The sequence below is a fragment of the Stenotrophomonas sp. STEN021 genome (assembly GCF_056760175.1).
Map to the genome: position 1 here is coordinate 1 of NZ_JBRREH010000010.1, position 13,726 is coordinate 13,726.

Below are 13,726 nucleotides of genomic sequence, written 5' to 3' on the forward strand. Positions count from 1 at the left end.
GCAAGGGCATCCTGGCGCTGGAGCAGCAACTGGGCGCGCGCCTGTTCGAGCGCGGCAGCCGCGAGGCGCGGGGCACCGCCCGCGGGCCCCGGGGGGGGGGGCGCCCCCCCCCCGCCCCCCCCCCACGTCATTGCATCACTTGAAATCGAGCGTCTGTTCGAACGACTTCAGCTCATGGCGGGCCAGCGCAAGGTTGGCACGCGAACGGTCCAGCACCACGTACAGGAACAGGTCCGCATTGCTTTCCAGCGGACGGATCAGGTGGTACTGCTTGGTCAGGGTGATCAGGATGTCTTCGATCGCATCGGTGATGCCGAGCGAGGCAGCAACTCGGCGCTTGGCACGCACCACTTCGGTGTTGCCGGCAGCAGCAACTTCCAGATTGATCGGGCCACCGCCGAGCATGCCCAAGGCCATGCCACTGTCGCTGTCGACCAGCGCAGCACCGACGAAACCAGCGATTTCATTCAACTTGTCCAGCTTGACGTTCCCAGCCATGTTTTTCTCCGTTCCTGATCGATTGTTGTCTAAGTGTTGAATGCGACCAGGCCGCTATGCAGCACCGGCATCGCATCAGATTTTCGTACTCGAACCCGTTCACCCGCGCTGCCTCCCTGGCATGCCAGGCAAGCTGCAGCACCGCTGATTTACAACAAGAGAGTTACAGCAACACCTTGATCCGCGCCGCAGCATCGCGAGCGGCATACAGCAGGATGGCAAGGGAGGTATCGGCATGGCCGAGCGCGGCCAGCGTATAGGGCCGGTCCGCAGCAACGCGTACCAGCACCATGCTGCCCTGTGAGGTGGACATGGTCACGTAGTCGGCCGCCGTCAGGCCGAGCTCGCGCGACAAGGTTTCCCCAAGCGTCAGGAAGGAGTTGCTCATCGCCGACAAGCGCCGTGGATCGAGCTTGTTCAACGAACGGTGAGCGATCGCACGGCCATCGGCCGTCGAGACCAGCAGCATGGAAATGCCAACGTTGCGTTCAATGACGGTATCGAGTGCTGTTTCCAGGGCACGGCTGTCCACCGTGACCGAGGGCGTACCTACATCACTCATCTTCGCCCTCACTTTTTCCAACGTTGCTGTTTCCACGACTACTTCCCCCTGTTTGCCGTCGCCGGATGCAGACTCTCGATTGCATCAAACCGCGACTTCCATCACGAACGAGATGGTAAATTATGAATACGTGGACGTCGCGTGAACACAGAAATCCGTCTTACTGCTTGCAGGGCTCCTCCTTACTCCCCGCGGCCTGAAAAGTGGTTGTAGCCTTGCCTTGATGCCACCAGCACAGCACCCTCCTGGTTGATCACCTGCACCCCTGTCCCGGCTCGAATATAGCCAATACGGGTAAGCGGAACTGCTACGGATGCCATGGTTTCGTGCACCGCCTGTCGCTGCTCAGGCGGTGCGGTGAAGCACAACTCATAGTCGTCACCCGCGCTGGCACGCAACGCATTGAACGCCCCGGACAGCCCCGCCTGCACAGCCGCCGATGAGCTCGGCAATGCGTTTTCAAGCACATCGGCAGCAACTCCACTGCGCGCGCAGATATGGCCCAGATCTGCGAGCAGACCATCGGATACATCCACCGCAGCGGTCGCTATACCTTGCAGCGCGCGGCCCAATTCAACCCGCGGTGTTGGCCGCGCCAGGCGCTGGCGCAGTTGCTCCATTGGCGCATCGCCTGCAATCCGGCCTACCTCCAGCCTCTGCTGCTGCCACAACGCCAAGGCCAGACCCGCTTCACCCGGCACGCCACTGACCCAGATGTCATCGCCGGGCTGGGCGGCATCGCGGCGCAGCGCCTGCCCCGCGGCTATCTGGCCCATCGCGGTGATGGAGATCGACAGCGGCCCACGCGTGGTGTCGCCACCGATCAAGGCGATGCCATGCAGATCGGCCAGCTGGAAGAAGCCTTGGGCGAACTGATCGACCCAGTCCGGGTCGGCATCGGGCAGTGACAGCGACAGACTGCACCACGCCGGTTGCGCGCCCATGGCGGCCAGATCGGACAGATTCACTGCCAAGGCCTTCCAACCGATATCGGCCGGCGGCGTTTCCGCCGGAAAGTGCACGCCCACGTTGAGCGTATCGGTGGTCACCACCAGTTGCTGGCCAGCTTGCGGCTGCAGCAGGGCGGCATCGTCGCCTATCCCCAACACGATGTCCGCGCGCGCAGCAGTGCGGCGGCGGATGCGTTCGATCAGGCCAAACTCGTCAAGGCTCATCACTGCGCTCCCTCAAAAACAACAACGCCGGCACCGATGATGCCGGCCCGGCGTTGTGGCAAACCCCAAGCGCGGCGATCACGCCGCCAGCGCTTATTGGCTGGACTCGGTCTTGCGCCACTCCACGGCAGCGCGGTCGAGCACGCCGTTGACGTAGGTATGGCCGTGTTCGGAACCAAAACGCTTGGCGGTTTCGATGGCTTCGTTGATCACCACGCGGTACGGCACGTCCTGGCGGTAACGCAGCTCGTAGGCGGCCACGCGCAGCACCGCACGTTCGATGGCGTCCACTTCCTCGACCGCACGGTCGACGAACGGCGCCAGCGCCTCGTCCAGGTCACGGCGGTTGTCGAGCACACCGCGCAGCAGGCTTTCGAAATACGCCAGGTCGGCGATTTCGTGCGCCTGCTCATGGGCAAACTGGGCCAGCAGCGACTCGGCGTTGCCACCGGAGATCTGCCACGCGTAAATGGCCTGCAGGGCACGGCGGCGCGCGCGCGAGCGCAGCACCGGGTCAATGCCGTCGCGGCGGACCGGCTTTCCGGCAGGCTTGCCGTTGTTCTTGTTGTTCATGGCAGCTGTTCCAGAAGATTGACCATTTCAATTGCCGCCAAGGCGGCTTCCTCACCCTTGTTGCCGTGGCTGCCGCCTGCGCGGGCCTCGGCATCTTCCACCCGCTCCACCGCCAGCACGCCATTGAGCACCGGCACGCCGAAATCCAGCTGGGCGCGCATCAGGCCTTCGGCACAACGGTCGGCAACGTGCTCGTAGTGGCGGGTATCGCCACGGATCACGCAGCCCAGGGTGATGATTGCAGCGTGCTGCCCGGCCGCAGCCAGGCGCGCTGCAACCAGCGGGATTTCCCAGGCACCGGGTACACGCACCACGTCGATTGCGTCCTCGCCGATACCGTTGCCGGCCAGGCTCTGGCGTGCGCCGGTCACCAATGCATCGGTGATGCGGGCGTTCCAGCGGCTGGCAATGATGGCAAAACGGGCCGATCCGGCCGGGCGGAGGTCGCCTTCGTAGTGGCTCATGGGGGTATGGGGATCCAAAAGGTGGGTAAGTCTAACGTGCGGGGGCTTAACCCGCGACGCAGAAAACAGCTGCAAGCCCGGTCCAGCCGGGCTCGCAGGTGGTGCCGGCGGCTCAGGGCTGCACGGTTTCGACGATTTCCAGCCCATAACCGGCCAGGCCGATCTGCCGGCGCGGGGTGCCGAGCACGCGCAGCTTGCCCAGCCCCAGGTCCGACAGGATCTGGGCGCCGGCACCGTTGCGGCGCCACTGACCCACGTCCTTGTCCTTGCCCGGGGTAACCGGCACCGGCTGCTGGCGCAGGCGCGCCAACAGTGAATTGGTGTCGCGCGGCGCCGACAGCACCACCATCACGCCGCTGCCTGCGGCGTCGATGGCGCGCAACGCATCGGTATTGGCCACGCCGAAGTCATCCCGGCGCCAATGCAGCAGGTCGGCCAGCGGGTTTTCCACCTGCACGCGGACCAGCGTCGGGGTGTCCTTGTCCGGGGTACCGCGGACCAGCGCGAAATGCAGGTCATTGGCGATGCGGTCACGGTAGGTGACCAGTTTGAAAGCGCCGAATTCGGTGTCGATATCGCGCTCGTCCACGCGCTCAACGGTGTGTTCGGTGGCCAGGCGGTAGGCGATCAGGTCGGCGATCGAGCCCATCTTCAGGCCATGCTCGCGGGCGAACACCTCCAGCTCCGGGCGGCGCGCCATGCTGCCGTCCGGGTTCAGGATTTCCACCAGCACACCGGCAGGCTCCAGCCCGGCCAGCATGGCCAGATCGACGCCGGCTTCGGTGTGGCCGGCGCGGGTCAGCACGCCGCCCGGCTGGGCGATCAGCGGGAAGATGTGGCCCGGCTGGTGCAGGTCGGACGGCTTGGCATTGGCCTTCACCGCGGTGCGGATGGTGTGCGCCCGGTCATGCGCGGAGATGCCGGTGGTCACACCTTCTGCGGCTTCGATGCTGACCGTGAAGTTGGTCTGGAACTGCGCGGTATTGGCCTGCACCATCGGTGCCAGGCCCAGGTCGGCGGCGCGCGTGCGGGTCAGCGGCAGGCAGACCAGGCCGCGGCCGTGGGTGACCATGAAGTTGATGTCCGACGGCTTGACCAGCTCGGCAGCCATGATCAGGTCGCCTTCGTTCTCGCGGTCCTCGTCATCGACGATGACCACCATGCGACCGGCGCGGATCTCTTCCAGCAGTTCGGGAACGGGGGCGAAATTCATTGCGCGGCTCCTTGGCCCAGCAGGCGCTCGACATAGCGGGCAACCAGATCGATTTCCAGGTTCACCGCGCTGCCGACGCCGGTGGCGGAGAACGCGGTATTGGCGACGGTGTGCGGGATCAGTGCCACTTCAAAGCCTTCGTCATCGGCTTCATTGACGGTCAGGCTGACGCCATCCACGCAGATCGAGCCTTTCTTGGCGATGTACTTGAGCAGCGCCTTGGGCACGGCGAAGCGCCAGCGCAGGGCGCGCGCGTCCTCATGGATGGACAGCACCTTGCCAAGGCCATCGACATGGCCGCTGACCAGATGGCCGCCAAGGCGGTCGGTCGGGCGCATGGCGCGCTCAAGGTTGATTACGGCACCTTCGGCCAGGCCACCAAGCGTGGTCAGGTCCAGGGTTTCGGTTGAGGCATCGGCCTTGAAGCTGCTGTCGTCGAAATCGATGACGGTCAGGCAGACGCCGTTGACGGCGATGCTCTCGCCCATCTGCACCTGTTCGAACGGCAGGCTGCCGACGGCAAAGGTGAAGCGGACGTCGCCGCCGATGGGTTCGCGTGCGGCCAGACGGCCGACACCTTCGATGATTCCAGTGAACACTAACGTTCTCCGCAGTAGATGAGCGAAAAACGCCGCAAGGCAAACAGGCGCACGGACCCCGCAAAGGGCCCGAAACACCGTCTTCTTTCATCCGGACTATGACCGTCGGCTCCGGCATCTGACCGGATCTGCTGACCTCCTGCCGGTCTCCGCACAGCTGTGCGGGTCTGACTGGAGCGCTCGCGGGCTCGCACAGCACTCCTTCTGGAGCATTGCACCTACCGCCGGTGGGGAGTTGCACCCCGCCCTGAAGACGTTTGTGAGTGCCGGCGAACCGGCCCGGCGATTGTACCAGCGCCGCCCCGGGGAAGGCCTTGGCCGGGCTGAACAAGTGCTTCCCATCCGTGGAACGGGTGTCAGAACCCACCGCCCAGACGGAACGCCGTGTGCGGCAACTGTCGCTTACACAAAAAACTGCCCTCAGTGACAAAGGCACACAGACAGCCCAAGCCGTTCATCAGGTGAGCGCGCCATTGCGACATTGCCGCTGCTGCAGGCCAGAGAACCGCCATGCAGCGCAACAAACAGCGTTCAACCTCCAGGACGATTACTACCTCTCCGAGCCCTTGCTCACCGTGGAGCGCACACAAGTCAGGTGACGATCAGCCCAATAGGATTGTTCTGGAAACCGAGCCCTTCGGGAGCACCGCGGACCCCAGCCGCGCGGACATACAAGCGCCATCCTCGTCCAACGGCAGTAAATCAGCAGCCATCTTCGACGGAAATTCCACCAACGCGCGCTTTTCGCGAGGCCACCTCCGGCCACCAGCCCGACTTTTCAGGCGTAAATATTTCGTTAGACTTCGCCCCGCCGCTACATGACGTACGGTCCCAGCCCGCAACGGGCTGGTCGACACGGATATCGCACTGAAGAGGAATCCATGCGCAAGACCCTGATTCTGGCCGCCATGCTGGCAGCCGCACCTGTAGTCGCCTCTGCCGACGAGCTGAGCTACACCTACGCCGAAGCCGGCTGGACCCAGCTCAAGATCAACAGCAACGACCTCGATGACCCGAGCCTGGACGGCGCCTACCTGCGCGGGTCGTTCGACATCGCCGGCAAGGTCAACCTGTTCGCCGGTTACTCCCAGGTCCACAAGTCGATCAGCTGGGGCAGCGGCGAGCGCTCCAAGCTCAAGCTGAGCCAGCCGGAGCTGGGCGCCGGTTACCACATGAACATGAGCGAGCGCGTCGACTTCACCACCGACATCGCTTGGTTGCGCCTGAGCCTTGAAGAAAAGCTCAGCGGTGCTGGCGCATACAACGGCACCTACAAGACTCACACCAACGCAGGCCGCGTCACCGTCGGCTTGCGCGGCAAGCCGTCAGCACGCACTGAAGCCTGGATCAAGGGCGGCGCCCTTGATGGCAGCGACATGGACACCGAGTTCGTCGGCGTACTGGGCGGCCAGGTCAAGTTCAACAAGTCCTGGGGCGTAGTTGCGGAAGGCCAGTGGCTGGGCGACTTCGCCCAGTACTCGGTCGGTGTACGCGCCAGCTTCTGATCCGGCACTACCGGGTTTAATGAAGCGGGGGCCGAAAGGCCCCCGTTTTTTTTGCACGGATCGCAGTCAGCTTGCGTGATTCGTATAGTTCCGCGCCATTCTCGGCAGGGCATTCCCGGCAAGGCCCCTACCGAGCATGGCTCGGCACTACAGCTGCGCTGCCCCCCCCACTGACGGCCGCAGCTGCAGACGCAGATCTTTGCCCAGCATGCGTGCGTCACGCAGCTCCAGCGACAAGGCCCCGGCCATATGCTCAATGCCCATGCCCGCCAGCAACGGTCTCGCGCCATCGCCCATCAGCAAGGGCGCCATGTACAGCAATAGTTCGTCGACCAATCCGGCCTTGAATAAAGCGCCGCACAGGGTTGGCCCCGCTTCGACATGTACTTCATTGATGCCACGCGCGGCCAGCACTGCCATCACCGCGGCCAGCTCGAGCCGGCCATCGTCCAGTACTGGAACACCCGCAAACTCGGCCCCATCCGTTGCTGGGGCAAGCACCGCCGGGTCGTGCAGATACAAGGTGCCAGCATCGCCATCGCGCACACGCTCACACGCCAGGGTCCGCAGCCGTGCATCCAGCACCACGCGCAATGGCGGCAGAAACTCACCGGCGTCCGGTCGCGCGGTCAACAGCGGATCATCCGCCAACACGGTGGCCGCGCCGGTCAGGATCGCACCAGCGCGTGCGCGCCAGTGCTGCACATCGGCGCGCGCGGCTTCACCGGTGATCCACTTTGATTCACCGTTGGCCATTGCCGTGCGCCCGTCCAGGCTGCCGGCCAACTTCACCCGCACGAATGGGCGACCACGTTCGATGCGCGACAGGAAGCCACGATTGAGCTCACGCGCCTGCGCGGCCATCAAACCCACGTCAACGGTGATACCGGCCTGCCGCAACAGCGCAAATCCGCCACCATCCACATCCGGGAAGGGATCGGCCATCGCCGCGACCACCCGGCCAACGCCAGCATCGATCAAGGCCAATGCGCACGGCGGTGTGCGCCCGTAATGCGCGCAGGGCTCCAAGGTGACGTAGGCAGTCGCGCCACGGGCACGCTCACCCGCTTGTCGCAGCGCGAACACCTCGGCATGCGGGCCGCCGGCACGCTGATGCCAGCCCTCGCCCACCACCTCATCACTGTGCGCGATGACGCAGCCCACCATCGGGTTGGGCCGCGTGGTCCAGGCAGCACGTTCGGCAAGGCGCAGCGCGCGGGCCATCAGCAGGTGATCGGTGGCGGTGAACTGACTCATCGGCAAAACCTCATTACGGATGCGGCACGCTGCTCATGTCGGCAACGGTCGCGGACAAGTGTATGCGCAGCAAGCCCAGCATCATCGCTTCGGCACACTTCAGGCATGGCCGGTATCCACTGCCATCACCGTGATCGCCAGCGGCCCCAGTTGCAGCTCGGCATGCACATGCCAGCCCAGACTCCGGTACCAGCCCACCAGCGGCGCTTCGCAATACAGGTACAGCACCGGCACAGCCAGCGCCGCGGCCTGTGCGACGCAATGCGCGACCAGCGCCGCACCCACGCCTTTGCCACGCGCAGCCGGACTGACGTACAACGAGGCCAGCCATGGCGACCAGCCGCGGATCTGCTCGTGGTCATCATGCAGCAGGCTCACCGAGCCCAACCAGCCATCGGCGTCTTCCGCCAACCAGCTGCAGGGGATGGTGTGGCGCTGCTGCATGGCCAGCTCCGCCTCGGCCTGGGCCACGGTCCAATCGGGAAGCAGCGTGCCGAAAGCCTGTACATGGGCTTGTGCGATTGCCGGCAGCAGTTCACGCCGGTCCTGCAGATTGATGAACTTCATCGGATTCGACTCTGGCAGCCACGACAGGGCCGCGTACTCAATGTATTAGTGGTTCACGCGCTGGAACATGCCCACGCCCAAGGCATGCAGACGCGCGCCATCATCGCCCTGCTCCAACAGCAGGCCCATCGTTGCCGATTCGCACAGGCCAATCGCACAGCCATCGAACAGCACCTGGTAACCGGGCCGCAGCGGCGGTTGCAGCGGCAATCGCAGCGATTGGTCCATGCCTGGGAAGTGCAGGCGCAGGCCTGTCACGACCTGCCCCGGCGCCGGCGATGGAAAGCGATAGGTGTTCCCCTCCGGCAACCTGCCCTCGGCGGCCAGTTCGCCCTGGGCCAGCTCCAGCACCACCTGTATGCCGTCGCTGGCCACACCACTCATTGGATCAAGCAGATTCACAAACAGCGGCCTGCCAGCTACGTGCGTGTCCGCCAATTGCGCCTGCAGCTCCCCACGTTCCTCCTGGCCGTTGCGATCAGCCGGATCCGGATGCGCCGGCTCCAGGTCGGCAAGCAGCTGCGCCAGCTGTGCGCGCTCGGCCGACCTGGCTTCATGCGGGACGAGTTGCACGGTATCGGCGAGATCATCGCGCGGATGCAGCAGAAGCATGCCATCGGCGAGCGACCATTGCCCTTTCGAGCTGCGGGGCATGGGATGCATCGCCAACGTCAACGCGTAGTTCCCGTCGCTAACCAGCTCCAGGACCGAGTCTGCATATCCGTCTTCAACGATGCGATAACGCCCTGCCAGCGCCCGGGGCGTACAGGCCTCCCCCACGCAGGAAGATGGACCGCCCTGCGCTTGATCCAGCCCGGCAGCAGCATCGAAGGCCTGCTGCGCAGCCAATCGAGCACGCCCGGCCACATCCACGGGACTGGACCGCTCCTGGGCCTGCGTGGGCAATGCCAACGACAACGCGAGCATTACCAGTCCCTTGCGTGAAAACCGCCGTGCCGCTGATCGCATTGCCACTCCGGCCTCCCTTCCCTGCACACGCAGCAATCAGCGCTTGCCGTTCTTGCCTGCCCGCGCGGCTTCCGCCCGCGCATGCGCCAACAACGGCAGCTGGTCCTCGTCACTGGAATGATCACGCTCCAGCTTCTCGATCTCGTCGCGGAAATCGGCCACGTCCTCGAAGCTGCGGTAGACCGAGGCGAAGCGCACATAGCCCACATGATCAAGCTTGCGCAGTTCGTCCATCACGAAACCGCCGACCTTGATCGACGGCACTTCGCGTTCGCCGCACATGCGCAGCTGGTGCACCACCGCGCGTACCGCCGCCTCGATGCGTTCTTCCGATACCGGCCGCTTCTGCAGCGCGCGGTCAAAGCCCACCCGCAGCTTGCGCGCATCGAAGGCTTCGCGGCCACCATCACTCTTGACGATGACCGGCAGCTTGAGCTCGATGGTTTCCAGCGTGCTGAAACGCTCACCACAGGCTTCGCAACCACGGCGGCGACGGATGGTGGCGCCATCCTCGGAAACACGTGAGTCAATCACGCGGGTGTCGGTGTGCTGGCAGAACGGGCAATGCATGTTTCAAGCCTTGGACATCAGGCGCCGCGCATGCGACGTGGAAAACCTGTAACGCAGATACAACAAACCCCGGGCCGGGGCAAGCGCCCAACCCGGGGTAATGCGGTCAGCTCAGGGCAGAACGGGCATCAAGAACCACTGACACCCGGCGCCGATCAGCCATAAACCGGGTACTTGCGGCACTGCTCGCTGACGGCATCACGCACGCGGGCGATGACGGCCTCATCGGCCGGCGCGTCCAGCACGTCGGCGATCCAGTTGGCCAGCGCGACGCAGTCGGCTTCCTGGTAACCGCGGGTGGTGATGGCCGGGGTACCCAGGCGCAGGCCCGAGGTCACGAACGGCGAACGCGGGTCGTTCGGTACCGAGTTCTTGTTGACGGTGATGTGGGCCTTGCCCAGCGCGGCTTCCGCGTCCTTGCCGGACACGTCCTTGCCGATCATGTCGACCAGCATCAGGTGGTTCTGGGTGCCGCCGGAGACGATCTTGTAGCCGCGCGCGATCAGCGTGGTGGCCATGGCCTGGGCGTTCTTCACCACCTGCTGCTGGTAGGCCTTGAATTCCGGCTCCAGCGCTTCCTTGAAGGCCACGGCCTTGGCGGCGATGACGTGCATCAGCGGACCGCCCTGGATGCCCGGGAACACGATCGACTGCAGCTTCTTCTCGATCTCTTCGCCAGCGCCCTTGGCAATGATGATGCCGCCACGCGGACCACGCAGGGTCTTGTGGGTGGTCGAGGTGACCACGTGCGCGTGTTCGATCGGGTTCGGGTACACGCCGGCAGCGACCAGACCGGCGACGTGCGCCATGTCCACGAACAGGTAGGCACCGACCTTGTCGGCGATGGCGCGGAAGCGCGCCCAGTCGATGACCTGCGAATAGGCGGAGAAACCAGCCACCACCATCTTCGGCTTGTGCTCCAGTGCCAGGCGCTCGACTTCGTCATAGTCGATCAGGCCGGCTTCGTTCACGCCGTACTGGATCGCATTGAAGATCTTGCCCGAGGCATTGACCTTGGCGCCGTGGGTCAGGTGACCACCATGGGCCAGGCTCATACCCAGGATGGTGTCGCCCGGCTGCAGCAGCGCGAAGTAGACAGCCTGGTTGGCCTGCGAGCCGCTGTGCGGCTGCACATTGGCGTAATCGGCGCCGAACAGCTGCTTCAGGCGGTCGATGGCCAGCTTCTCGGCGATGTCCACGTACTCGCAGCCACCGTAGTAGCGCTTGCCCGGGTAACCCTCGGCGTACTTGTTGGTCAGCTGGCTGCCCTGCGCTTCCATCACCATCGGGCTGGCGTAGTTCTCGCTGGCAATCAGCTCGACATGGTCTTCCTGACGCTGGCACTCATCGGCAATGGCCTTGGCCAACTCGGGATCGTAGGACTCGATACGGGCTTCACGCGGGAACATCACAGCTCCTGGTACGGGGGCGAGGGAGCTGTTGATTGTAGCGCTTCCTTCGCCCCCCGGCCCGGCAGCGGTCGGTGCCACCTGCAACCAGCATCACGGCCCGAAAACGAAGAAGGCGCCCCGCAGGGCGCCTTCCAGGGAGCCGGCCGCAGCCTGGCTCAATGATTGAACACGATGTCGGCGATGATGCCGGTGGCGATGGCCACCATCAGCATGTTGCCGCGGTCATCGCGGATCCAGCGGTGGCCGTAGGGCGGGCGGCGCACGTGGTAACGGTTGTAGTCGTTGACCACATAGACCGGGCCGCCGTAGTAGTTGCTGTAGCGGTGGCCGCGCTCGAAACCATACGGGCGGTACACCACGCGCGCCGGCGGTGCGTAGTAGCGGCGGTCGTTGTGACGGGCGTCGCGGTAACCCTCACGGTAGCCATTGGCATAGTGGCGACGGTCGTCCCGACGCTCATGGCGGTCGTGGCCGCGGCCGCGATCATGGCCCCTGCCGCGGTCGTCCCAGCCGTGGCGGCCACGGTCGTGTCCGTCACGGTCACCCGCCGCCGCCGGCCATGCCGGGGTTCCGGTTATAATCGGGGATTCCCTTTTGCCTTTGGCTCTGTCCTCGCTGGACCGGGCGCAGGCGTGCGCTACGGAGACGTCATGTCCTCGCAATACATCTACACCATGAACCGCGTCAGCAAGGTGGTCCCGCCCAAGCGGCAGATCATCAAGGACATCTCGCTGTCGTTCTTCCCCGGTGCCAAGATCGGCCTGCTGGGCCTGAACGGCGCCGGCAAGTCCACCGTGCTGAAGATCATGGCCGGCGTGGACACCGATTTCGAGGGCGAGGCCCGCCCGCAGGCTGGCATCAAGGTCGGCTACCTGGAGCAGGAACCGCGCCTGGACCCGGCCCAGACCGTGCGTGAAGCGGTCGAGGAAGGCGTGGGCGAAGTGCTGCAGGCCCAGGCCGCGCTGGACAAGATCTACGACGCCTATGCCGAGGAAGGCGCCGACTTTGATGCACTGGCAAAGGAACAGGAACGGCTGGAAGCCATCCTGGCCGCTGGCGATGCCCATACGCTGGAGAACCAGCTGGACGTGGCCGCCGATGCGCTGCGCCTGCCGCCGTGGGACGCGGTGATCGGCAACCTGTCCGGCGGTGAAAAGCGCCGCGTGGCACTGTGCCGCCTGCTGCTGCAGAAGCCGGACATGCTGCTGCTCGACGAACCGACCAACCACCTCGACGCCGAGTCGGTGGAATGGCTGGAGCAGTTCCTGGCGCGCTACACCGGCACCGTGGTGGCCGTCACCCATGATCGCTACTTCCTGGACAACGCCGCCGAGTGGATCCTGGAACTGGACCGCGGTCGCGGCATTCCGTGGAAGGGCAACTACACCGAATGGTTGATGCAGAAGGACGAGCGCCTGAAGCAGGAAGACAACCAGGAAAAGGCCCGCCAGAAGGCAATCCAGAAGGAACTGGAGTGGTCGCGCCAGAACGCCAAGGGTGGCCGCACCAAGGGCAAGGCCCGTCTGGCCCGCCTGGAAGAGCTGCAGAGCGTTGACTACCAGAAGCGCAACGAGACCAATGAAATCTTCATCCCGCCGGGCGAGCGCCTGGGCAACTCGGTGATGGAGTTCAAGAACGTCTCCAAGAAGTTCGGCGAGCGCCTGCTGTTCGACAACCTGTCGATGATCATCCCGCCGGGTGCCATCGTCGGCATCATCGGCCCGAACGGTGCCGGTAAGTCGACCCTGTTCAAGATGATCACCGGCCAGGAAAAGCCCGATTCGGGCGAGATCGTGGTTGGCCCGACCGTCAAGCTGTCCTACGTCGACCAGAGCCGCGATGCGTTGACCGGCAACCACAACGTGTTCCAGGAAATCGCTGGCGGCCTGGACATCCTCAACATCAACGGTGTCGAGATCCAGTCGCGTGCCTACATCGGCCGCTTCAACTTCAAGGGCCAGGACCAGCAGAAGCTGGTCGGCTCGCTGTCCGGTGGTGAGCGTGGCCGCCTGCACATGGCCAAGACCCTGCTGCAGGGTGGCAACGTGCTGCTGCTCGACGAACCGTCCAACGACCTGGACATCGAAACCCTGCGTGCGCTGGAAGATGCATTACTGGAGTTCCCGGGCAACACCTTCGTCATTTCGCATGACCGTTGGTTCCTGGATCGCATCGCCACGCACATCATTGCCTTCGAAGGTGACTCGCACGTGGAGTTCTTCCAGGGCAACTACCGCGAGTACGAAGAGGACAAGAAGCGTCGCCTCGGTGACGATGCCGGTCCCAAGCGCCTGCGTTTCAAGGCACTGAAGTAATACCCGACAGACGGCCGCCCAGTGCGGCCGTCTGCTTTTGGCGGTAC

At 64.5% G+C, this 13,726-nt stretch carries 15 protein-coding genes and 1 riboswitch; of the genes, 2 read left to right on the forward strand and 13 right to left on the reverse strand.

The window, feature by feature from the left end:
* Nucleotides 1-135: 135 nt before the first annotated feature.
* The 7 genes from ACVOL0_RS03345 to ACVOL0_RS03375 form a co-directional block, all read right to left on the reverse strand.
* On the reverse strand, nucleotides 136-498 hold the full coding sequence (locus ACVOL0_RS03345) for a roadblock/LC7 domain-containing protein (protein WP_057627433.1): 363 nt from the start codon (nucleotides 496-498) through the stop codon (nucleotides 136-138).
* 163 nt (nucleotides 499-661) lie between these two features.
* Nucleotides 662-1,060 carry a roadblock/LC7 domain-containing protein gene (locus ACVOL0_RS03350; RefSeq protein ID WP_282266335.1) on the reverse strand — a complete coding sequence of 133 codons (399 nt, stop codon included), beginning with the start codon at nucleotides 1,058-1,060 and terminating at the stop codon, nucleotides 662-664.
* 182 nt (nucleotides 1,061-1,242) lie between these two features.
* Nucleotides 1,243-2,235: a thiamine-phosphate kinase gene (gene thiL / locus ACVOL0_RS03355; protein WP_481547903.1), complete on the reverse strand. Its 993-nt coding sequence runs from the start codon at nucleotides 2,233-2,235 to the stop codon at nucleotides 1,243-1,245.
* Between the two features lie 93 nt (nucleotides 2,236-2,328).
* A complete protein-coding gene (nusB, locus tag ACVOL0_RS03360) occupies nucleotides 2,329-2,808 on the reverse strand; it encodes a transcription antitermination factor NusB (protein WP_282266329.1) in 480 nt (159 codons plus the stop codon).
* Nucleotides 2,805-3,272: a 6,7-dimethyl-8-ribityllumazine synthase gene (ribH, locus tag ACVOL0_RS03365; protein ID WP_282266327.1), complete on the reverse strand. Its 468-nt coding sequence runs from the start codon at nucleotides 3,270-3,272 to the stop codon at nucleotides 2,805-2,807. The genes nusB and ribH overlap by 4 nt, the downstream gene beginning before the upstream one ends.
* A 112-nt stretch (nucleotides 3,273-3,384) precedes the next feature.
* Nucleotides 3,385-4,485 carry a 3,4-dihydroxy-2-butanone-4-phosphate synthase gene (gene ribB / locus ACVOL0_RS03370; protein ID WP_481507933.1) on the reverse strand — a complete coding sequence of 367 codons (1,101 nt, stop codon included), beginning with the start codon at nucleotides 4,483-4,485 and terminating at the stop codon, nucleotides 3,385-3,387.
* Nucleotides 4,482-5,084: a riboflavin synthase gene (locus ACVOL0_RS03375; protein WP_481547904.1), complete on the reverse strand. Its 603-nt coding sequence runs from the start codon at nucleotides 5,082-5,084 to the stop codon at nucleotides 4,482-4,484. The genes ribB and ACVOL0_RS03375 overlap by 4 nt, the downstream gene beginning before the upstream one ends.
* A gap of 75 nt (nucleotides 5,085-5,159) precedes the next feature.
* Nucleotides 5,160-5,343, reverse strand: a riboswitch (FMN riboswitch).
* Nucleotides 5,344-5,965: 622 nt separating this feature from the next.
* Between ACVOL0_RS03375 and ACVOL0_RS03380 the strand changes: the two genes are divergently transcribed.
* Nucleotides 5,966-6,589, forward strand: coding sequence for a hypothetical protein (locus tag ACVOL0_RS03380; RefSeq protein WP_481547905.1), 624 nt, complete (start codon nucleotides 5,966-5,968; stop codon nucleotides 6,587-6,589).
* Nucleotides 6,590-6,736: 147 nt separating this feature from the next.
* Here the strand turns inward: ACVOL0_RS03380 and ribD are convergent, their stop codons facing one another.
* The 6 genes from ribD to ACVOL0_RS03410 form a co-directional block, all read right to left on the reverse strand.
* Nucleotides 6,737-7,846 (reverse strand): bifunctional diaminohydroxyphosphoribosylaminopyrimidine deaminase/5-amino-6-(5-phosphoribosylamino)uracil reductase RibD, encoded by a 1,110-nt coding sequence (gene ribD, locus ACVOL0_RS03385; protein ID WP_481547906.1) that lies wholly within the window; start codon nucleotides 7,844-7,846, stop codon nucleotides 6,737-6,739.
* A 99-nt stretch (nucleotides 7,847-7,945) separates the two neighbouring features.
* Nucleotides 7,946-8,413, reverse strand: coding sequence for a GNAT family N-acetyltransferase (locus tag ACVOL0_RS03390; protein ID WP_481547907.1), 468 nt, complete (start codon nucleotides 8,411-8,413; stop codon nucleotides 7,946-7,948).
* Nucleotides 8,414-8,458: 45 nt separating this feature from the next.
* Nucleotides 8,459-9,382, reverse strand: coding sequence for a hypothetical protein (locus tag ACVOL0_RS03395; protein WP_481547908.1), 924 nt, complete (start codon nucleotides 9,380-9,382; stop codon nucleotides 8,459-8,461).
* 36 nt (nucleotides 9,383-9,418) lie between these two features.
* Nucleotides 9,419-9,952, reverse strand: coding sequence for a transcriptional regulator NrdR (nrdR, locus tag ACVOL0_RS03400; protein WP_282266315.1), 534 nt, complete (start codon nucleotides 9,950-9,952; stop codon nucleotides 9,419-9,421).
* Nucleotides 9,953-10,107: 155 nt separating this feature from the next.
* A complete protein-coding gene (gene glyA, locus ACVOL0_RS03405) occupies nucleotides 10,108-11,361 on the reverse strand; it encodes a serine hydroxymethyltransferase (protein WP_282266309.1) in 1,254 nt (417 codons plus the stop codon).
* A 158-nt stretch (nucleotides 11,362-11,519) separates the two neighbouring features.
* Entirely contained in the window at nucleotides 11,520-11,945 is a 426-nt protein-coding gene (locus tag ACVOL0_RS03410; RefSeq protein WP_481547935.1) for an RcnB family protein, read from the reverse strand.
* A gap of 69 nt (nucleotides 11,946-12,014) precedes the next feature.
* Here ACVOL0_RS03410 and ettA point away from each other — a divergent pair, with 69 nt between their 5' ends.
* On the forward strand, nucleotides 12,015-13,679 hold the full coding sequence (gene ettA, locus ACVOL0_RS03415) for an energy-dependent translational throttle protein EttA (RefSeq protein WP_282266307.1): 1,665 nt from the start codon (nucleotides 12,015-12,017) through the stop codon (nucleotides 13,677-13,679).
* Nucleotides 13,680-13,726 lie beyond the last annotated feature (47 nt).